Here is a 19,120-nt window from a genome sequence, read left to right on the forward strand (position 1 = left end):
AGGGTATGGAGGATCTTTTGTCATGGCAAGAAAGCGGAACGACAGGGCGGCAAGAGGCAAGACGGCGGGAGGCAGGGCCGGGAACCCGGCCGGGGCCGCTGCGGCCGACAAGGAGGCAGAGGCCGCTTCTGCCGCGAAGACCGCCAAGCCCGGCGCTGGCCGCACCGGTCCGACGTCAGCCTCCGAGGCCGCAGGGGCCGCCGGGACGCCGGGGCGCAGTTCAGCGAGTACCCAGACTCACCATGCCGAGACGGCCAGCGGAAGCAGGCCAGAGCGTCAGGGCATCGCGCGTGCGGCCATACCAGCGGCGAACGGCGCTTCGGCTGCGACCGCTGCGCCCGCGGCGCGGACGGCTTCGTCGGGCGGCGAGGGAAAGGCTGGCGGCGAACCCGCGCGCAGACCCGCTCAGGCGGGTGGGGGCGCGACCGACGCTGCGCGCCCCGCCGCCGAGCGGACTGCTGACCGGGCCGCCGCCCGGGCCGCGTCCGCCGCCGGATCGCCGCAGGCCGCGCCGAAGTCCCCCGCCGCGAATCCGCCCTCCTCGAGCCCCGCGGCCTCGGATCAAGCCGCGCCCAAGGCCGCACCACGCGCTGCCGACGAGGGCTCCAACCCCTTCGCGCTGGCCGAGCTTCCCGCGCGCCTGGCCGAGAACATCGAGCGGATCGAGACGCTGGGCCAGCGCCTGCTGTTCGCGATGGCGGCCAAGCCGGTGCGCAGCCCCGGGGTCGAGGGACCGGGACCGGAACTCTATGGCTCGGTGGCGCAGGCCTGGCTGAAGCTTGCCACCGAACAGCCGGCGCGGCTGATCGAACAGCAGGTCCGGTTCTGGGGCCAGACGCTGCGCCATGTGGCCGCCGCGCAGGGGGCCTTTGCGCGCAACCTCTCGGCGCCCGACACCGAGGCGCCCGACGATCGGCGCTTCAAGAACCCGCTGTGGCAGACCAACCCGTTCTACAGCTTCGTGATGAAACAGTATCAGATCAACGCCGACGCCCTGCGCCGCGCCGCCGCCGATCTGGAGATCGAGGACGACGTCGATCGCCGCCGCATCGAATGGTTCACCCGCCAGATGATCGACATGCTGGCGCCCACGAACTTCCTTGCCACCAACCCCGACGCGCTGGAAAAGGCCATCGAGACCGAGGGCGAAAGCCTGGTCCGGGGCCTGGAGAACCTCGTCCGCGACGTCGAATCCGGCCATGGCGAACTGGTCGTCTCGCTGTCGGACCGCGACGCGTTCCGGGTCGGCGAGAACATCGGCACCACCCCGGGCGAGGTCGTCTATCGCACCGACATGCTGGAACTGATCCAGTTCCACCCGACCACTGACAAGGTCCACCGCACGCCGATCATCGTGTTCCCGCCGTGGATCAACAAATACTACATCATGGACCTGAAACCGCAGAACAGCCTGCTGCGCTGGATCGTGGACCAGGGCTACACGCTGTTCGTGGTGTCGTGGAAGAACCCGGACGCCAGCCACGCCGACCTGGCGATGGATGACTATGTCGCGGCCTATCTGGACGTGATCGGCAAGGCGCTTGAACTGACCGAAGAGCCGCAGCTGAACGCCGTCGGCTACTGCATCGCCGGCACCACCCTGTCGGCGACCCTGGCGCTGATGAACCAGCGTGGCGACGACCGGGTGAAATCGGCTACCTTCTTCACCACCCTGACGGATTTTTCCGATCAGGGCGAGTTCATGACTTTCCTGCAGGACGACTTCGTCGGCGGGATCGAGGACGAGGTCGAACGAACCGGCTATCTTTCGGCGCAGCTGATGCAGCGCACCTTCAGCTTCCTGCGTGCCAACGACCTGGTCTGGGGGCCGGCGATCCGCAGCTACATGCTGGGCGAGGCGCCTCCGGCCTTTGACCTGCTCTACTGGAACGGGGACGGTACCAACCTGCCCGGCAAGATGGTCAAGCAGTATCTGCGCGACCTGTGCCAGGCGAACGCCTTGGCCGAGGGCGGGTTCGAGATCCTCGGCCACAAGGTCCATCTGTCCGAGGTGACCCTGCCGCTGTGTGCCGTGGCCTGCGAAAGCGATCACATCGCACCGTGGCTGCATAGCTGGACCGGCGTCAAACAGATGGGCTCGCGCGACAAGACGTTCCTGCTGTCGGAATCCGGCCACATCGCCGGGATCATCAACCCGCCGACCAAGGTCAAGTACGGCCACTACACCTCGGATATGGGGTTCGACGGGACGGCGCAGGACTGGCGCGAGGGCGGCACGTTCCACCAGGGCAGCTGGTGGGGCCACTGGGAGGAATGGCTGTCCGGCCGTTCCGGCGAGATGATCGCCGCCCGCGCGCCATCGGTATCGCTGGCGCCCGCGCCCGGGACCTACGTGCTGGAAAAGGCCTGAGCGGGCAGGGGGGCGTCCTACCGTCGCCCCTCGTCACAACAAAATGCTGCGCTGCAGCATAAGCCTCTTGAAATGCTGCGCTGCAGCATGTATCTTGCTTTCAGAAGACAGACTCACACCGCCGCAGATGGAGAGATACCATGGCCAAGACCCCCGATTTCACCAAAGGCTTCCAGGACATGATGCAGAACCTCCCGGTCGACACCTCGTCGATGACCGAGGCGTTCAAGACCCAGTCGCAGCTGGGTGAGAAGATGACCCGCGTGGCCCTGTCGGCCGCCGAGCGTTCGACCGAGATCTCGGCCGCCTGGGCCAAGGACACCATCGCCCGCATGGGCGAGCTGGCGACCTCGAAGGAACAACCGGCCGACTATGCCAAGGCGATGTCCGACTTCGCGTCGGCCGCTGCCGAGCTGGCTGCCGAGCACATGTCGGCCTATGCCGAAGTCGCCAAGAAGGTGCAGATGGAAACCGTCGACCTGCTGATGAACGCCGGCAAGAGCGCCCAGGGCGACATGCAGCGCATGGCCGACAACGTTGCCCGCAACGTCCAGGACGCGACCCGCAAGGTTCAGGACGCCGCGGCCGACGTCGCCGGCAAGACCCAGGGCTGATCGCCCGCACCGCCCGTCCCCTGCGGACGGGTCGTGACCGCAACGCGCGCGTCCCCCCCGGGGCGTGCGCTTTTTTCTTTGCAATCGCAGGCGCCCGCGGTCATCATGCTGCAAACGCAGCAGGCGCGATCCAGATGACCTCCGATACCGACCAGCCCGCCGACCGGCCCTTGCTGATCAAGCGCTATGCCAGCCGCCGGCTCTACAACACCGAAACCAGCGACTACGTGACCCTGGACGAGATCGCCCGCGTGATCCGCGAGGGGCGCGAGGTTCGCATCGTCGATCTGCGCTCGGGCGACGATCTGACCCGGCAATATCTGCTGCAGATCATCGCCGAACACGAAAGCCGGGGCGAGAACGTGCTGCCGGTGGACGTGCTGACCGACCTGGTCCGCAGCTATACCGCCCAGGCGCAGTCGGTGGTGCCGCAGTTCCTGGCCGCGAGCTTCGAGATGCTGCGCGACGGGCAGTCCAAGATGCTGGAGCAGCTGTCGAGCCTGCAGCACCCGATGGCCTCGATGCCCGGCTTTGCCGAGATGCAGCGCCAGCAGCGCGCCTTCCTGCGCGCCATGATGGGCGGGTGGAGCGGATCCAGCCCCGCCCCTGACGAGGAGGAAGCCGCCGCCCCGGCCGTCGCGCCCACGGCGATTGCGCGCGGGCGCGACCCCGGTAACGGGGCTGCGGGCAGGGGGGCGGACAAGGGCAAGGCCGCGTCCGGGTCGGAAGCCGAGGAAATCCGCCGCGAACTCGCCGCCTTGCAGGCCCGCATCTCGCGCCTCTGACCGCCGCGCCCGGCCGCCAAGTCCGCTTGCACAGCGCCAGGTGGCAGGCTAAACCCCGCGGGCACGGACGGTTGGCCGAGTGGTCGAAGGCGCACGCCTGGAAAGTGTGTAGGCGGGGAACCGTCTCGAGGGTTCGAATCCCTCACCGTCCGCCATTTGCCCCCGCGAAAGCGTTCTCCCGATCCGGCTACGGCCGGATTTTTCCGTTGTTTTCGAGGGTTATGCGGGATGGGCTGAGCACCGGCCTTGGCGCCAGAAGGCCAGGAAGCGGTCTCTCAGGGCCGATATTCTCCGAACCTCATGACTATGCCGACTTGGTGAATTCCTTTTAAATATCTGAAAACGCGAGACTTCTCGCGAGTGTCAGCTGAACACTTCGATGCCAGTGACGTTCGTCACAAGGAACAGAAATCGAACCTTTGATTGTAGGTCATAGCCGTCACAATGGCCGGGAAACACCATTCTTGGCTCCGGCACCGGCGAGATCCATTCTCTCGCCGCCTCGCCGCCCACTGTTTCCGCCAGCTGACTGCCGAACGCGTCTTCACCCGCTTCGAGTGCAGACGCCCCGTCCGCTCCAGGCAGCCCAAGCACGACGGCGAACGAAGCGCGCTGGACACCGTCGTCTACGCCCACGCCGACCTGCACGGGCTCATCAGCATGGAGTTCGAGGCCTGCGCTATGCTAGCTCAACCCGCTGTCCACGAAACCGGCAGAAGGCCAACACGCTCTATTGTGAAGGAAGTTTCGCTCCGACACTATCTGCGCAGGTCAACATACGGCGCTTTCCTCAAAACTCTCATGCCAAAGCTTTCCCTGATCAAACCTCTCGATCAACCTCCGGGCACACGTCGACTCCTCGATGATCTTAAGACCTGCCTCGGCAGCGCTGAGTTTTCCGAATTCCGTCTGATTGTAGCATACGCGAAAAGCGGCCCACTGCTTCGGCTGGAAAGTCTTCTCCAGGCGTGGAAGGCCGCCGGAAAAAGCACAGCCGCCATCCTTGGCATCGATCAGAAGGGAACTAGCAAAGAAGCTCTCGAACTCGCTCTCGCATTGTTCGATGAGGTCTATATCACTCAGGAGGCCGGTATCACTTTTCACCCGAAGATATACTTGTTTAAAGGAGCCAGTGCGGCGAGGGCCTTCATCGGATCCAACAACCTTACTGTGGGAGGGACGGAGAAGAATTTCGAATCAGCTATAGATCTTGAACTGAATCTTCCTACTGACGGACCAGTTCTATCTGCCATTGAGGCCGCCTGGACCGAGCTATTACCGCTTTCGTGTCCGGCGACGACGAAGCTAGACTCTGCTGTGTTGGCAGGTCTCATCTCTTCAGGCCGTGTGATCGATGAAAAGACCATGCGCAAATCCGGCAACGGAAGCTCTGATACAGCTGCCGTTGGAAGAGCAACCAGCGCCTCGCGATCTGGTTTGATAGTCAAGCCGGAGAGCGCGCTACCAAAGCCGGTCGCCGCAAAGGTTGGAGCAAAAAAGAAGACATTCACTACAGCGCCATCGATCACCACCGGTCTTGCCGCAACCAGTCCAACGCCAGTCCGCGGCCTGGCAATCCAAATCAAGCCACATCACAATGGTGAGATATTTCTCAGCGTATCTGCTGCACTACAAAACCCTGCTTTCTTCAAGTGGCCGTTCACCGGGAAGACAACTCCTAAGAAGGTTGGAAATCCCTCTTACCCTCAACTCGATCCCGATCCTGTCATAGATCTGGTCGTATTGGGCGCGTCTCCTACGCCTGCCCTGACGCTAAGCAAGTACGCTCTGAACACCGTCTTCTATGAAACAAAGAAAGAAATAAGGGTAACGGCATCTCCACTTGTAGGCGTTGTGCCAGACTATTCTGTGATGGTAATGGAGCAATCTAAAAACCCTCAACTCGATTACGAAATTACAGTTTATAGGCCAGATAGCCCCGACTACCCCTTGTGGGAGGCCGCATGCAATCAGACCATGCCAGGCGGCGGAAAGAAGCCTAGGAAATTTGGTTGGTTCTAGGGCCGTTCAAAAACCAGAATCTGGTTTTCTGTTATTGCATTATGGATATGCTTATAGTTCTCCGTCGTAACGTCGATGTCGATTGCCTCCAAGAACCTAAAACCCGCCTCTTGGGCAATTTTAGATATGTTCGCACACGTATTGATCTTCACCCAGTTTCCGCCGGCGTTTGTGCGGCTGTCGCCAACAACGTAGAAGGCACGCGCTCCCGGCCGCATGACACCGTGCATGCTTTCGAGGTTTTCTTTCATGTGGACGTAGTAGCGCCAAAGCAGCGCCGGCATATTCGCTCTTCTAAAACCGACGTCGATCTTGCTGTTTTCCCTAAGGATAAATCGCACCTCAGAGACCACGTCCTTTGGAAGTATGGAATAGGCTTCCTTGTCGTCCATGAGCGTGGCTTCGAACGTGTCGCGTTCAGACTTCCGGATCTCACGAGAGCCTGTAAGGTTTTCCTCCAGAGTCGACCGAATCTTCGACGGAATACCCATGATCGCAAGGAGCGAGAGACGGTCGGTATCAATGTACGGAAGCGCCGTGGCGTAGGGTGGGCTAGTCACAACAGCGTCCACGCTCTGACGCTCCAAGCCCAAGAGCTTAGCGGTATGGGGCGCCCGAGAGTCGCCCTCCACAACCCTAGGTTCGATCATATCGCCGGGCTGGCGCCCTGCGACAGCCCAATACTTCTGAAGACGAGAGTGCCCGTACGTGAGACGATCTGCAAACAATTCGAATACGGGAGCATCTTCTAGGGGCGCTTTGCGCCGTCGGATGCGCAGATCGCTTGGATCCTGCTGCGAAACGTCTCTGACTACGCTGCTGAGCGTGACCTCCAAAAAATCAACAATAGTCGGATTCCCGAGCAATCTGATCTGCGCCAGAAGCCAGTTCAGCTTGAAGAGTACCTTCTCTGGAAACCAATCATGTAGCTCACGATGTAGATCATTCGAAAACTGATCCAGTGAGAGATCATATCCAGTGCCTCGCAGGACAACGCGATCCAGAACTGATCGGATGGCATGATCAACAATGTGACGTGGAAGAGTGAGTATTCCGGTCTTGGCTTTTGCAATCTTAGCAGCGAGCGGGTTGAAATCGCACCCATACCCAGCGAAGCCGTTCAACATTGCCTCAACGAGCGTCGTTCCAGACCCGCAATAAGGGTCAAGAATTCTTCCTCCTACGGGGACGCCGGAGATGTTTAGTAGACTCTTAGCGAGCTGTGGATAAAACTTACCCTTATATGCGTGCAGGCCGTGAGTTCCATATTTGGGATCCTTGCGCTTAGAGGGATCAGCATCGCCGTTCTCTAGAACTTTCTGCCAGGTGGACTCACGCCGATCTGGATCTCCGACCACCGAATAGTCACGGGTGAAAGCCAGCCTGCGAAGATTCCAGTAATCTGGATTTGCCACCTTTAGTCGGATCTCACCGCCGGCTTCACGCGCATCTATTTTCGCGTTGGTCAGGGCCGTTATTTCTCTAGCGCGAAGCTCAACCTCATAGTTCCACATCTTGTAGGCGGGTGCCCCAAGCGAGACGACAACTTCATGATTGGGCTTCTGCAGGACAACCAACTGCTCAAGCCGCGCACGACGTGCCGGTTTAGCAAAGGAGCGTTTTGTTGTGTGAATTGGACGATCAACCGTCCCAACCACGCGCAATCCAGCCGCCTCAGCGGCCTCAGCAATCGCGGATGCGGTCGAGAAGCTTTCGCCTTTAAATAGTGCGTCGCCAACGACGAATACAGCAAAACGCCCCGGGGCTAGCGCATAAGCACAGCCCGAGAGGACTTTGACCATGTCCTCATGATACTCTTCGAAGCCAGAGTTATTCCTTTGGTGCCTGAGATGTGATCCGATCTCAATTTGACCGAGCTTTCGTGGATCAAATCCAAGCCAAAACAACCGAAATCGATGGTAGAGATGGTAATCTGTCGCATTGGGGTAAGGCGGTGATGTAACAATAAGATCTACAGAACATTCAGCAATGCTGCGCTGGAGGTCCGCGCGGCTGTCACCAATTACAAATTCTGCATCTGCATACTGAAGCTCTGCCGCAGCATTATCCAGCCGCCTCATGGCTGTGCGCAAAGATTCCAAATACGCTCGAAGGCATACCTTGAATGAGACGTTCTTCTTTACTGAAACGTATCTGGTCTCTGACTCCTGGTTGGAAACACGCAAAATGATCCGAGAAAGTGCCAGCAGGGCAGCGTCCCTAGACAGATCCCTTGTCGTCGTATCAATCAAATGTCTGAGGAGGCAGAGAGCTGCCTGTGCTTCTACATCGAACCATTTTTCTATGTTGGGGATTTCGGGGCAGTATTTGCCATGCCGTTCCAGCACGGATGGCCATTGAGCCTCAACCTCGCCGTCAGGGCCCACCAACCGGCTTTCTACCGCAGCAGCTAGTTGCTCAAGATCTGCGCGGATGGATGGCGTCATGTAGCCAGTCTTCACCCGTCCTATAAGCGCGGAGAGGGGGTTCGCGTCGATTGAAGTTGCTCTCCGTCCTAGGCGTACGGCTTCAACTGCAGTGGTGGCACTTCCACCGAAAGGATCAAACACTCTATCCCCCGGCATTGAGAGCCGTGCGATGAGGTGTGCCGGGATTTGTGGAATAAACTTCGCAGGATATGGATGCAGATCATGTGTGAGGTAACGAGTATCGTCGTCAGTGAATGCCCAGTCTTGTGAAGACAGGCTCGACATGACTGCTTCGACGTCGTTCAGTTCGTCAGGCCGCACGAGTGCGTGCTGTGTGGCATCGGATGCGTGATTAACGCTTGGAATCGTTGTCCGCAGTTGCTCTTCAAACCACTCAGCAAGTGTCGCTCCCTGCAGCGATGCAGCCTCCAAGACGGCGGTCTTCTTCTGATCGGAAGTTTCAACAATGATCCGTGAGCGCGACATCAACAGGCCTTTCGCGTTTTTTCGGACGCTACTTGAGTGTGAATCCGTGTTCAAGTGGCAGCCTGCCGTTCAGTCGGGGTCTTTCGGTGGGATCTAGCGCTGTCGCGCTGGATTGATTCCCAAGCATTCCTAATAGCTTGTGGGTTGGTTTCAGGCGATTCTGCGGCCCGTGCGGTCCGTCCTCCATCGCCATCTTCGCTTCGTGCGCGCTCGCGGCATCGATCCCGCGGGTGGCGGGCGGCGTTGGCAGGCGATGAGGAGGGTCGATGCGCTGAACGTGGCGATCCCGGCAGGAGCGACCACCGCGGCGCGGCGGGCCGCGTAGTATGCGCGGAACGGTCCGTGGGTCACGACGGCCGAGAGTGTGATCCGGACTCTGACGGAGCAGTGTGTTCAGCGCCAGCGCTTCGATGACATTCAGCACGCCACCCGTCCGCGCAGCCTTTGGAACCTGCTGCACCTGGAGGTTCACCACGTCGATATCGGCTGTCGCTGCCAAGAAGCATTGACTACTGCCGCTTCGCTGAGCACGATCTCAGTGACGGCAGGAGGAAAAGTGTTCTATTTCCATGAGTTCCTGATAAAGCTCCAATTGGACGTCGTACATACGCGCCTCCTTCGGCATGACAGTCGCGGCTTGATGGCTTGGCGGACCGGCGGCTCTCAGAAGTTTGGATGCTTCGCCAGCTTTCAGCGTCGCAATCCATCGCCCTACGCGGAGGCGCAGCTTGCGTGCCATTTCGTTCCAGGGTCGATGCTAGCCGACGGAGATGCAACCGGCTTGTTCGTCGGGATTACACGGATCAACGATCGATGGGACTGGAATGGAGGCCGCCTACCCGCCATCCAGGATCTCGAGATCATCGAGGGCGAGCGTGACCGAAGGGACGTTGACGCATTTGATCTCGAATGGCTTGCCGCTGGCACTGCGTACACGGAACGCATCCTTGTTCGTTGGGGCCCGCCGGCTGGCGCGCGCGCTTGGTCACAATGGGCTGCGCGACGGCACAAAGAGATCCTCGAACTAAGACTTGATCGCAGGGAGCCGCCGTTCCCCGGATTCTCCAAGTTCAGGAGCCTGATCAGTGAAGTGCCCGCGCTGCCGCAAGCGTGGCGGGCTGCATTATCCTCCGTCCGAGGAGTTTATCTACTCGTTTCCGAAGGGGGTGATCAGTATGTAGGGTCTGCTACGGGTCAGGATGGACTTCTCGGGCGGTGGATGGCCTACGTGGCAAATGGGCATGGGGGCAACGTACTGCTGCGGCAGCGCGGCCATCGAGATTACACCGTGTCGATCCTCGAGGTGGCCTCACCCGACATGGCTCGGGACGACATCCTTGCCCGTGAAGGTTTGTGGAAGGACAAACTTGGGGCCCGAGCGCACGGCTTGAACGGAAACTGATCAATCCAGCCCAACGGGAACGGCTCCAGCACCTGCGCGAGCGTCACCTTAGGCCCCTGCTTCCCGTCCAGAATCGCCTCGACGATGTCCGGGGCGAGCAGGGTCAGGCGCAGGACGCGGGTCATGTATGAGGGCGCGATGCCCTCTCGCTCGGCCAGTTCGGCGATGGTGGCGAACTCCCCAGAATCGAGCATCCTTTTCCACCGGAACGCGCGGGCCAGCGCCTTGACCAGCGCGCTGTCTGCCCGGCGCGACGGCGTGGTGCCGTCCGGCAAGTGCATCTCCTTCCGGCCGCCGCGCCTCACGACGCGGAACGGCACGTGGAGAGTAACGGTCTCGGGGATCGGCGTACTGCGGGTCATGCGGCCGCCTCTATGCCGCCAGCTAGCATCTCACGCGCGAGGCTACCGAGCCCGTCGACGCGGAGCCGGACGTTCAGGCCGTCCGTACTGATGTCGACCCGTTCAACCAGCAGCGCCACGATGCGCGCCTGCTCGGCGGGGAAAAGTTCGTCCCACAGCGGGTCGATCTGCTGCAGGGCCGCGCGGGCGTCGGTTTCGGTGATGTCGCTGGCGTGGGCGCTCGCCGCCTTCCACGTCCCGGCCACGATCTCAGGCTGGCGGAACACGGCGCGCAGCTGGTCAATGACGGCGGCCTCCATATCCCCTGCTGGCACGCGGCCGACCGGGCACGCCCCGGCGCCGTGCTTCAGCACGGTCTGGCTGACATAATAACGGTAGAGCCTGTCGCCCTTGCGGGTGTGGGTCGGCGAGAAGGCTGCGCCATCGGGCCCAAACAGCAGCCCCTTCAGCAGCGCGGGCGTGTCGGCGCGGGTGCGCGCGGCGCGCTTGCGCGGGCTTTCCTGCAGGATGGTGTGAACCTTGTCCCATGTTTCACGGTCGATGATGGCGTCATGCTCGCCGGGATAGCTCTCCCCCTTGTGGACCGCCTCGCCGATGTAGGCGCGGTTGCTGAGCATCCGATAGATGTACTTCTTGTCGATCCTATTCCCGCGCGGGGTGCGGATGTTGCGCGTGCCGACCTCTCGCGCCAGTTCGGTGCCGGACCCGATCTCGAGGAAGCGGGCGAAGATCCAGCGCACATGCGCGGCGCTGTCTTCGTCCACCACCAGCTTGCGGTTCTCCACCCGATAGCCGTAGGGCGGCACACCGCCCATCCACATGCCCTTCTTGCGGCTGGCGGCGACCTTATCGCGGATGCGCTCGGCGGTGACCTCCCGCTCGAACTGGGCGAAGGACAGCAGGATGTTTAGGGTCAGCCGCCCCATCGACGTGGTCGTGTTGAAGGACTGGGTCACCGAGACGAAGGTCACGCCGTTCCGGTCGAACACCTCGACCAGCTTGGCGAAGTCGGCGAGCGAGCGGCTGAGGCGGTCGATCTTGTAGACCACCACCACGTCGATCAGCCCGTCTTCGATGTCGGTCATCAGGCGCTTGAGAGCCGGGCGTTCCAGCGTGCCGCCGGAGATGCCGCCGTCGTCATACTGATCGCGGACAAGCACCCAGCCCTCGGAACGCTGGCTGGCGATGTAGGCCTCGCAGGCCTCCCGCTGGGCGTGGAGGCTGTTGAATTCCTGCTCCAGCCCTTCCTCGGAGGATTTTCGAGTGTAGATGGCGCACCGCAGCTTGCGGACGACCTTCAATTTTTCGGGCAGCTTCGTCATGTCCGCCCCCTGTGGTTCTTGAGACCGAAGAAGACCCAGCCATTCCAGCGCGTGCCGGTGATGGCGCGGGCAATGGCGGAGAGCGACCTGTAGGGCCGCCCCTGCCACTCGAAGCCGTCGGCGGTGACGGTGACGATCTGTTCGACGCCCTGCCATTCGCGCAGAAGGCGCGTGCCTGTGATGGGGCGGTCGCGATCGGCGCGGATGCCGCGCTTGGATCGGTCGCCGCCGTCCAGCTCCTCGCCCAGCCGTTCCAGACGCCGTGTCGTTTCGGGCTTCAGCCCGCCATAGGCGAGTTCCTGGATGCGGTATGCCAGGCGGGACTCGAGGTAGCGGCGGTTGAACGGTGGCGGCTCGCTGTCGAACAGGTCGCGCCACTGTTTCTTCAGGTCGGGCGTCGGCGTGGTCTTGAGCGCGGCGAGGCGCGCGGGGATGGGATCGGGCTTGTTCATGCATTTCTCCGGTGAGTTGGAGTTGCATGACGGCATTGGTCGGGCGGATAGTGTAGGCAACCTTCTCCAGTATCGTCAGATACTTCCCGCCGATCCCGCATCTTCAACCGAACCAGCCCGTGCGCCAGCAGACCACACAGCTCGGCGCGGCGTTCGCCGGGTGTCATGAGGGAGGGTGACAGGGGATTGGGGCGCTTCATCTCGGGCTCACAGGCTTCTCGAAGATGAAAAGCCACCCGTGCCGGCGGATCGGGACACGGGGCACAAGATTATTTTGCGCTTTTTGCGTCTCGGGTTAGCCTTGGAAAACTCTGATCATGGAGATCTGCATGGTTCGAGCGCCTGCCAAGTCCTGCCCCGCCCTCTTCCGCCTGTTCGGCGATGCTGAGGCGTCGATGATCGCCACGTTCCTGCGAATGCGGGTTTTCGACAAACTGACCTGGCTGGTCGATTACTCCTTCGATCCGGATGAAGCGGACGGGAACGTGCCGGCCGCGGCCATGCTGCGCGAGCAGCGCAAGGAGAAGCTGTCGCCGCTCGAAACCGAGGCGGCCCGCATCGTCACCATGTCGTCAGATCGCGGCCAGTTCGCCCTCGACGGACTGGTTCGCTCCAAACTGGCGACAGAGCAGAAGCGCGAGTTCGAGGGGCAGCGCGACGCGCTGGCGCGTAGCTTGTGGGCTTATCTCAAGCAGCCGATGCTGTTCGAGGCGGCCGAGAACACCCTGCATCTGCGGCTCTATCGCCGCTATGACCGTCACTATCAGACATTCATGGTCGAGCCTGCGGAGGACGGTGGGACTGATGTTGAACCCTCCGCGCTGCGGACATTGCTCGAAGATCTGCGCGCGAGGCTTGACCGGGGCGACGGCTATGAGGTCGACCGGTTCGCCATTCCCCAGGACGGTGATGACCCCGCGCAGGTCATGTACCTGGTGGTTCACCCCGAAGCTCCCACGAGCGTGCGGGAACTTCACGACGACGGGCAGCGCACGACAATGTACTTCCGCCCGCCCGGTGAAATCATGATTGTGCACACCCCGAGCACCGGGCGGGTACATGTCCGGGCCGGGACCCGAAAGCTGCGCCATGACGCGGCCGAGAGCTTCATCAGAACGGTGCTCGAGCAGGAGCCGTCGCAACAACCCGTCGATTTTCAGGCCTATGACATCGGGCGGTTCTTTGGCGGGTTCGATCTGGAGATCCCCGACTTCGAGGACGTGAGCATCCTGCGCGCCCAAGTCATCCGCGCAGACATCAGTATCGGCAACCTCGCCAGCAGGCTGTCGGTCTCGACGCCGCTGGATGAAGACATCGGACAGTTGATCAGCGATCAGCCGGGGCTCGATCGGATATTCCGCAATGCCCTCGCGATCCGGTTTGTGGAAATTGCTGTTCAGTATCGGCGGCTGGGCATGGAAGCTGAGCGCACGCTCGACTTCACCGTCACGGACCGAAACACCACGAGCCTGCACAGCCTGGACGATCCATTCGAGCGTGTCCTCGGTCACCGCCTGCTCCGGTATTGGGGCATATTGCGTGATGGCCGGGCACCGACGCCCCGAGAGAGCATGGCGGTGCTGCCTGCATTGCTGGCGTTGTGGAATCTTGGGTCTGACCGGATCGGCGGTGCCTGGCTTTACGAACGCGGGATAGAGGTGAAGACCTTGCTGGATCTCGGGTTTCTGGTTCCCGCAGGTTGGGAGGGTGACGAACTGGTCGACGACGAGGACGATTTCGCGGAGCATGTGGCCGCCGTCGTGGCCTACCCTGAGGGACCCGAACTGCGCTCGAGCGATGGCCAGTCCTCCGCAGCTGCGATGCCAGATCGCTACCGTGTCTATCGGGTGCGCGACGGTTGGGTCGCGGCCCACCTGCGCCACCAGCTCGGCAAGGCGCTGGACATCACAGCGATGGAGGACATCAGGCCGGATCTGGTCGCACTCGGCGCACTCGAAATCGATGGCCGGGCGGTGCCGCTGTATCTCGCGCGCAGGCTCGAAGATGAACGTATCCGCGCCGCCATCGACACTGAGCTTCGAGCGCGGGACAAGCAGGGGATCGGCCTTGTCCTACAGGCTGGCGACCTGAAGGGCACAGCTCTCGCGGCGAACGTGCTCGCCAGGCTCACCGATCACATTCTTCCGGAGGCGGCCGAGTTTGCTGTCGACATGATGAGCCTGACAACGGCGTTTCGTCGGAACCGGTCGCTTGCTCATGGCGGCGCGGCGGTCGAGTTCCAGAAGTCGGGCGATAGCGTGGGTGTGTTGAGCGTCCCCGGCAAGGGCACCATCGAGATCGTGGGCGCCCAGCGAGTGGTTGTTATCGATCGACTGGTTCAGGCACATCCGAGTCCCATGAAGTCGGAGGACTTGACGGCTGGCTTTGGCGATCAGTCGCTTGGCAACATTTTTGGTCAAATTCTTTGGAATAAACTGAAGGACGGCTTCCTGCGCTCCCCGAAGCGCGGACTGTGGGAGATCGCCGTCTGAGCTCCAACTCCGCTCCAACTCCGTTCAGGGGGTCTGACTAACTCCGATTCGCTGCTTCATTTGAGATGCTCCATCATCGACGGAGCATTCCAAATGCCGACCCCCACTTCCTTCCGCCCGGCCCGCAACGTGACTGCTGGCCGCGCCACCCGCATGGCGGGCACTGCGAACGACTGGCGCTGCAACTGCTGCGGCAAGCTGCTGGGCGTGCGCCGTGACGGCCTGATGCATCTGAGCTTCGCGCGCGGCCACGAATACCTGGTGGGCTTCCCTGCCACGGCGACCTGCCGTGGTTGCGGCACGCTGAACCAGGCGACTGCGCCCGCGCGCTAACGCGCCGCCCACCCACTCACCGATCATCAGAGGCGCACGACGCCCTGAGGCCCGAGAGAGGCGCTGGACGCCCGGCCGGAAGGCTGGCGTCCAGTGTGTTATTCCTGGTCCGGGATCCGTGACGATCTCATCCGTTCCTCCACCACCCTGCAGTCCCAACGCGACTACCGTGCGATTCGCACGGCCGAGCCGGTCCTGCAGCCCTACGCCGATACCGCGGCATTGCTCGGCGCCCTGCACCATGGGCATCTCGATCACGGTGCGCGCAACGCCATTCTTGCCGCCCTCGTGCGTGCGTCTCAGGGAGCCGACCGCATCGCTGACCTGGCCCTGCGCGTGCTCCTGCTGGCCCTCTGGCCCGGCCTCGATGCGATCCGCGGCCGTTGCCTGCGACGAGGTGTCGGCAGCCGCGATGAGGTCGCTTCGGAGTTGCTGGCGCGAACGACCGAGCAAGTCCGAACGCTTGACCTCAGCCGGGTGAACCGGATCGCAGCGACCGTGCTGCGGAACGTCGAGCGCGACCTGCTGCGTGCCGCCCGACGAGAAACTGCCCGACAACAATCCTGCCCGTCGCTGGACCCGGACTGGCTGGAGGCGCCACCCTCATGGGCGGAGCAACTGCGTCTGCGCGCGGAGCTGCGGCGCGACCTCACTGCTGTCATCGGCCGGGACGCGGACCTGGTTCTCGGCGTGGCCCTGGACGGTGCAAGCCAGATCGAAATGGGTATGACGTTTGGCCTGTCGGAACCCGCGGCCCGAAAACGGTATCAGCGCGCGGTCGCGGTGCTGCGACAGCATCATGGGCCAGGAGGGATCGGGTCCCATGGATCGACGACGTCCACGCCCATGGCGATGAACGGCGCGACATCGCGGGTGGCGACGGGATAGCCGTTCGCCGCAGCGATGGCGGCGATCGCGCCGTCCGGGAAGCTCACCGTCCGCCCGTGCCGCTCCGCCAGCGCGACCAGCGCGCCAAAGGCATTCGCCGCGGCTGCGTCGAACCCCAGAACCCTGCCGGGAAAGACCTCCGTCAGCATCCGCTCGAGCCGAAGCTCAAAATCATCCCGGCGGCGGCCGGGCTCGAGCCGCGCCATGCCGAACCGCAGTTCGGCCAGGCTGACGGTGGTCAGGTGCAGGGTGCTCAGCTCCTGGCGGTTGAGCCAGTCGATCACCCGCGGCTCGGGGACCGGCTTCATCGTCTCCGAGACGACGTTCGTATCGAGGATGATCATTCGAAGCAGGCCGGCTCCACGGGGGTGCGGTCGCGCTCGACTGAGAACCCGTCCATCGCGGCGCCTGACCAGATGCGGCGCATCAGATCGCCTGCACGTGGCCGGCCCTCGCGCAGAACCGCGCGAGCGATGATCTCGCGCAGCTCGGCCTCGGCGCTCCGGCCATGGGCGGCCGCCTGCGCCTTCAGGGCGCGATGCACCTCGTCCGGGATCTGTCGCACGACGATCTGGGCCACGGCCGCCTCCATCGATATCACACGCTGCAATAGATATCACAGATTATTCCCCTCCTCAATGTCCCGATCGGCGTGCGGGGGTGGCTTTTGACCAGGTGAAGCCCCTGTTCACGAGCCTGATCGATGACGCTGCCGCCCGTTCCGCCGCCCGATCTTCTGAAACGCCTGCCGGGATATTACCGGCGTTGGGAACTGACCGAACTGGTCATCCCGGATCGGTACTACTTCTTCGAGTCAGCGGGCCTGCACGGCGACGGTGAGCCGCTGTTTGCGGTTTATGTCCAGCCCGCCGATCTGGCGCCGGGCGAAGGGCGGCTGCAATGAGTGCGCCCGGCATCGATCGCGACCAGATCGCGCTGTTTGTCGACGTGGTCTTCTCCTGGTGCGACGGCCTGATCCCGCTGCGCGGTCTGCCCGAGAAGGGCGTGACGCCGGGGGCGTCGAACGACCTGCGCTGGATCCCGGCAGACGCGAGCGCGCCCGAGATCATCGCCACAGCCGCGCGAGCCGCCGCTTCCGTCGGCCGTGCGATCTATGTGATCCCCGGCACGGTCGGAAACAGCGGCGAAGGTCGCGCCGAGCATGTCCGGCAGATGCAGGCGCTGGTCGTCGATCTCGACGATGGCGACATCGCCGCCAAGCGGGACCACCTGATCCGCAACCTCGGCCCGGCGACGCTGACCATCGAGAGCGGCGGGATGACCGAGGCCGGACAGCCCAAGCTGCATCTGTGGTGGAAGCTGACCGAACCGGCCGAGGGCGAGGACCTGGCCCGGCTCTGCCAGCTGCGGGCGACGATGGCGCTGAAGGTCGGCGGTGACGACAGCTTCGGCTCCGCTCACCAGCCGATCCGGGTGCCCGGGACGATCCATGGTAAATATGGACGGACGGCGCAGGTCCGGATCGTCGACCAGCAGCCCATCGAGGTCGATCTGGCTGAGTTCGCGGCCCTCGTCGCTGCGATGCCTGCGCTCACCCCGGAAACCTCAGGCTCAGCGTGGTTCGACTTCAACGCCGGTAGCAAACCCGCAGTCGATGACGTCCTGACCACGCCGGTGCGGGAGGGGGCGCAGGATGACTGGACCCGGTTTCAGGGTGCCAGCGCCGCGATCGGGCACTACCTCCGTCAGGCGCATGATGGCCGGCTCAGCCTCGACGAGGCCTGGGAGGCGATCTGCGGCTACAACGCGGCCATGTTGCGGCCTAGTTGGTCCGAGGATCGGCTCAAGGCCGAGACCCGCCGGCTGTGGCAGCGTCATCTCGAACGCAACGGACCTGCGCAGCCGTCGCGGCAGGAGTCGCATACAGCCCCGCTCGCCTGCTTCAGCCTCGGCCAGCTGCTCGATGACCGCAGCGCGCTGCCCGACGACATCATCGCCCCGCGCGTGCTCACCCCGGGCGGGCTGCTCGTCCTCGGCGGCGCGCCCAAGGTCGGCAAGAGCGACTTCCTGATCGCCTGGCTCGTCCACATGGCCGCCGGCGTGCCGTTCCTCGGCTTCACGCCGCCGCGGCCGCTGCGGGTGTTCTACCTGCAGGCCGAGCTGCAGTATCACTATCTGCGCGAGCGCCTCCACCAGATCGGCCTGCCGTCCGAAGTCCTTGTTGCCGCGCGCGACGGCTTCGTCGCCACCCCGCGGCTGAAGCTGCTGCTCGACCACGGTGGCTTGACCCGCGTGGTGGAGGCGATCCGGAGCGCTTTCCGCGACAGCCCGCCCGACATTCTCTGCGTCGATCCGATCCGCAACGTCTTCGACGGCGGTCCCGACAGCGGCGGCGAGAACGACAACAGCGCGATGATGTTCTTCCTCAAGGAGCGGGTCGAAGCGCTGCAGGCGGCGGTCAATCCCGATGCCGGCGTCGTCCTCGTCCACCACACGAAGAAGCTCTCGAAGCAGCAGGTGAAGGATGACCCGTTCCTGGCTCTCTCCGGCGCCAGCGCGCTGCGGGGTTATTACACCAGCGGCCTGATCCTGCACCGCCCGGACGACGACAGCACCGCCCGCCGCCTCGAGATCGAACTTCGCAACGGACCGGCGCTCGAGCCGAAGCTGGTCGACAAGATCGGTGGCGCCTGGGTCGAACTGAACGCCCGCCACGAGCGTCTCGTGCGGCAGGAGGTGGGGGCCCGTCTCGACGCCGAGCGCGATCGCAAGGCCGAGGTGATCCTCGACCTGCTCTACGAAGAGGCTGCGGAAGGCCGGCTCTATACCTCCACCCAGTTCGCCTCGAACTTCGAGAACCGCGCCGGCCTCGGCAGCCAGCACACCATCCAGGACCGGCTCAACGTCCTCGCGACCAAGGGCTTCATCAAGTACCAGCGCAACGGCGCACTCTACGGCCTGCCGCTGGTCCGGTCCCGCTTCGGCTACATGTGCGTCGAAGGCATGCGCTTCGGCCGCGGGGAACAGGTCGATCCCGAGACCGGGGAAATCACGGGCCAGGGGCTCGCAGTCCTTCCGAGCCACTACCGCTGCGCGTCCTCGGGGGCCGCGCTCGAGGTCGAGAACCCCTCCGTCTGGGTCTGGCCGGAGGTCGTGGATGTCTGACAAATCGCGTGTCCGACATAAGTCGAAAATGTCAGA

At 63.0% G+C, this 19,120-nt stretch carries 17 protein-coding genes and 1 tRNA gene; 10 read left to right on the forward strand and 8 right to left on the reverse strand.

Annotated elements, in window-relative coordinates:
• Positions 1–22 precede the first annotated feature (22 nt).
• The 4 genes from phaC to IC63_RS00850 all read left to right on the forward strand — a co-directional run bounded on the left by phaC (position 23) and on the right by IC63_RS00850 (position 3,925).
• Complete coding sequence (gene phaC / locus IC63_RS00835; protein ID WP_084115304.1) at positions 23–2,371, forward strand: class I poly(R)-hydroxyalkanoic acid synthase; 2,349 nt, start codon at positions 23–25, stop codon at positions 2,369–2,371.
• A 140-nt stretch (positions 2,372–2,511) separates the two neighbouring features.
• Complete coding sequence (locus IC63_RS00840) at positions 2,512–2,985, forward strand: hypothetical protein (RefSeq protein ID WP_036716009.1); 474 nt, start codon at positions 2,512–2,514, stop codon at positions 2,983–2,985.
• A gap of 134 nt (positions 2,986–3,119) precedes the next feature.
• Positions 3,120–3,770, forward strand: a complete 651-nt coding sequence (phaR, locus tag IC63_RS00845) for a polyhydroxyalkanoate synthesis repressor PhaR (RefSeq protein ID WP_036716013.1) — start codon at positions 3,120–3,122, stop codon at positions 3,768–3,770.
• Positions 3,771–3,835: 65 nt separating this feature from the next.
• Positions 3,836–3,925: transfer RNA gene (locus IC63_RS00850), tRNA-Ser, on the forward strand.
• Positions 3,926–4,133: 208 nt separating this feature from the next.
• Here IC63_RS00850 and IC63_RS18325 read toward each other — a convergent pair.
• Complete coding sequence (locus IC63_RS18325) at positions 4,134–4,418, reverse strand: hypothetical protein (protein WP_198026215.1); 285 nt, start codon at positions 4,416–4,418, stop codon at positions 4,134–4,136.
• 12 nt (positions 4,419–4,430) lie between these two features.
• Here IC63_RS18325 and IC63_RS17175 point away from each other — a divergent pair, with 12 nt between their 5' ends.
• On the forward strand, positions 4,431–5,792 hold the full coding sequence (locus tag IC63_RS17175) for a phospholipase D family protein (protein WP_232222462.1): 1,362 nt from the start codon (positions 4,431–4,433) through the stop codon (positions 5,790–5,792).
• Here the strand turns inward: IC63_RS17175 and IC63_RS17180 are convergent.
• The 5 genes from IC63_RS17180 to IC63_RS00875 all read right to left on the reverse strand — a co-directional run bounded on the left by IC63_RS17180 (position 5,789) and on the right by IC63_RS00875 (position 12,245).
• Positions 5,789–8,707: a DNA methyltransferase gene (locus IC63_RS17180; protein WP_084115306.1), complete on the reverse strand. Its 2,919-nt coding sequence runs from the start codon at positions 8,705–8,707 to the stop codon at positions 5,789–5,791. The genes IC63_RS17175 and IC63_RS17180 overlap by 4 nt on opposite strands.
• Before the next feature lie 535 nt (positions 8,708–9,242).
• The gene (locus IC63_RS17810) at positions 9,243–9,446 is read right to left on the reverse strand and encodes a hypothetical protein (RefSeq protein ID WP_156965303.1); all 204 of its coding nucleotides are present in this window, start codon (positions 9,444–9,446) and stop codon (positions 9,243–9,245) included.
• 542 nt (positions 9,447–9,988) lie between these two features.
• Entirely contained in the window at positions 9,989–10,471 is a 483-nt protein-coding gene (locus IC63_RS00865) for a hypothetical protein (RefSeq protein WP_456299419.1), read from the reverse strand.
• Complete coding sequence (locus IC63_RS00870; protein WP_036716017.1) at positions 10,468–11,793, reverse strand: recombinase family protein; 1,326 nt, start codon at positions 11,791–11,793, stop codon at positions 10,468–10,470. Before IC63_RS00870 ends, IC63_RS00865 begins: the two co-directional genes overlap by 4 nt.
• Positions 11,790–12,245 (reverse strand): DUF2924 domain-containing protein, encoded by a 456-nt coding sequence (locus tag IC63_RS00875; RefSeq protein ID WP_036716018.1) that lies wholly within the window; start codon positions 12,243–12,245, stop codon positions 11,790–11,792. The genes IC63_RS00870 and IC63_RS00875 overlap by 4 nt, the downstream gene beginning before the upstream one ends.
• Positions 12,246–12,562: 317 nt before the next feature.
• Here IC63_RS00875 and IC63_RS00880 point away from each other — a divergent pair, with 317 nt between their 5' ends.
• The 3 genes from IC63_RS00880 (at position 12,563) to IC63_RS17195 (ending at position 15,958) form a co-directional block, all read left to right on the forward strand.
• The gene (locus IC63_RS00880; RefSeq protein ID WP_036716020.1) at positions 12,563–14,737 is read left to right on the forward strand and encodes a hypothetical protein; all 2,175 of its coding nucleotides are present in this window, start codon (positions 12,563–12,565) and stop codon (positions 14,735–14,737) included.
• Positions 14,738–14,830: 93 nt separating this feature from the next.
• The gene (locus tag IC63_RS00885) at positions 14,831–15,070 is read left to right on the forward strand and encodes a hypothetical protein (protein WP_036716022.1); all 240 of its coding nucleotides are present in this window, start codon (positions 14,831–14,833) and stop codon (positions 15,068–15,070) included.
• 93 nt (positions 15,071–15,163) lie between these two features.
• Complete coding sequence (locus IC63_RS17195) at positions 15,164–15,958, forward strand: RNA polymerase sigma factor (RefSeq protein ID WP_232222463.1); 795 nt, start codon at positions 15,164–15,166, stop codon at positions 15,956–15,958.
• Here the strand turns inward: IC63_RS17195 and IC63_RS00895 are convergent.
• Positions 15,868–16,302, reverse strand: coding sequence for a type II toxin-antitoxin system VapC family toxin (locus IC63_RS00895; RefSeq protein ID WP_036716027.1), 435 nt, complete (start codon positions 16,300–16,302; stop codon positions 15,868–15,870). The genes IC63_RS17195 and IC63_RS00895 overlap by 91 nt on opposite strands.
• Positions 16,299–16,538 (reverse strand): FitA-like ribbon-helix-helix domain-containing protein, encoded by a 240-nt coding sequence (locus IC63_RS00900; protein ID WP_036716150.1) that lies wholly within the window; start codon positions 16,536–16,538, stop codon positions 16,299–16,301. Before IC63_RS00900 ends, IC63_RS00895 begins: the two co-directional genes overlap by 4 nt.
• A 123-nt stretch (positions 16,539–16,661) precedes the next feature.
• On the opposite strand from IC63_RS00900, the gene IC63_RS00905 reads away from it, so the two are divergent.
• Together IC63_RS00905 and IC63_RS00910 are read left to right on the forward strand one after the other, a co-directional pair.
• Positions 16,662–16,862 (forward strand): hypothetical protein, encoded by a 201-nt coding sequence (locus tag IC63_RS00905; RefSeq protein WP_036716030.1) that lies wholly within the window; start codon positions 16,662–16,664, stop codon positions 16,860–16,862.
• Positions 16,859–19,084, forward strand: coding sequence for an AAA family ATPase (locus IC63_RS00910; protein ID WP_036716032.1), 2,226 nt, complete (start codon positions 16,859–16,861; stop codon positions 19,082–19,084). Before IC63_RS00905 ends, IC63_RS00910 begins: the two co-directional genes overlap by 4 nt.
• Positions 19,085–19,120: the final 36 nt, after the last annotated feature.

It is taken from the genome of Paracoccus sphaerophysae, from assembly GCF_000763805.1.
Taxonomy (GTDB): domain Bacteria; phylum Pseudomonadota; class Alphaproteobacteria; order Rhodobacterales; family Rhodobacteraceae; genus Paracoccus; species Paracoccus sphaerophysae.

Coding starts and splice junctions, on each gene's coding strand:
- phaC (WP_084115304.1), top strand. CDS start 23: ATGGCAAGAAAGCGGAACGACAGGGCGGCAAGAGGCAAGACGGCGGGA.
- IC63_RS00840 (WP_036716009.1), top strand. CDS start 2,512: ATGGCCAAGACCCCCGATTTCACCAAAGGCTTCCAGGACATGATGCAG.
- phaR (WP_036716013.1), top strand. CDS start 3,120: ATGACCTCCGATACCGACCAGCCCGCCGACCGGCCCTTGCTGATCAAG.
- IC63_RS17175 (WP_232222462.1), top strand. CDS start 4,431: ATGGAGTTCGAGGCCTGCGCTATGCTAGCTCAACCCGCTGTCCACGAA.
- IC63_RS17180 (WP_084115306.1), bottom strand. CDS start 8,707: ATGTCGCGCTCACGGATCATTGTTGAAACTTCCGATCAGAAGAAGACC.
- IC63_RS17810 (WP_156965303.1), bottom strand. CDS start 9,446: ATGGCACGCAAGCTGCGCCTCCGCGTAGGGCGATGGATTGCGACGCTG.
- IC63_RS00865 (WP_456299419.1), bottom strand. CDS start 10,471: ATGACCCGCAGTACGCCGATCCCCGAGACCGTTACTCTCCACGTGCCG.
- IC63_RS00870 (WP_036716017.1), bottom strand. CDS start 11,793: ATGACGAAGCTGCCCGAAAAATTGAAGGTCGTCCGCAAGCTGCGGTGC.
- IC63_RS00875 (WP_036716018.1), bottom strand. CDS start 12,245: ATGAACAAGCCCGATCCCATCCCCGCGCGCCTCGCCGCGCTCAAGACC.
- IC63_RS00880 (WP_036716020.1), top strand. CDS start 12,563: ATGGAGATCTGCATGGTTCGAGCGCCTGCCAAGTCCTGCCCCGCCCTC.
- IC63_RS00885 (WP_036716022.1), top strand. CDS start 14,831: ATGCCGACCCCCACTTCCTTCCGCCCGGCCCGCAACGTGACTGCTGGC.
- IC63_RS00895 (WP_036716027.1), bottom strand. CDS start 16,302: ATGATCATCCTCGATACGAACGTCGTCTCGGAGACGATGAAGCCGGTC.
- IC63_RS00905 (WP_036716030.1), top strand. CDS start 16,662: ATGACGCTGCCGCCCGTTCCGCCGCCCGATCTTCTGAAACGCCTGCCG.
- IC63_RS00910 (WP_036716032.1), top strand. CDS start 16,859: ATGAGTGCGCCCGGCATCGATCGCGACCAGATCGCGCTGTTTGTCGAC.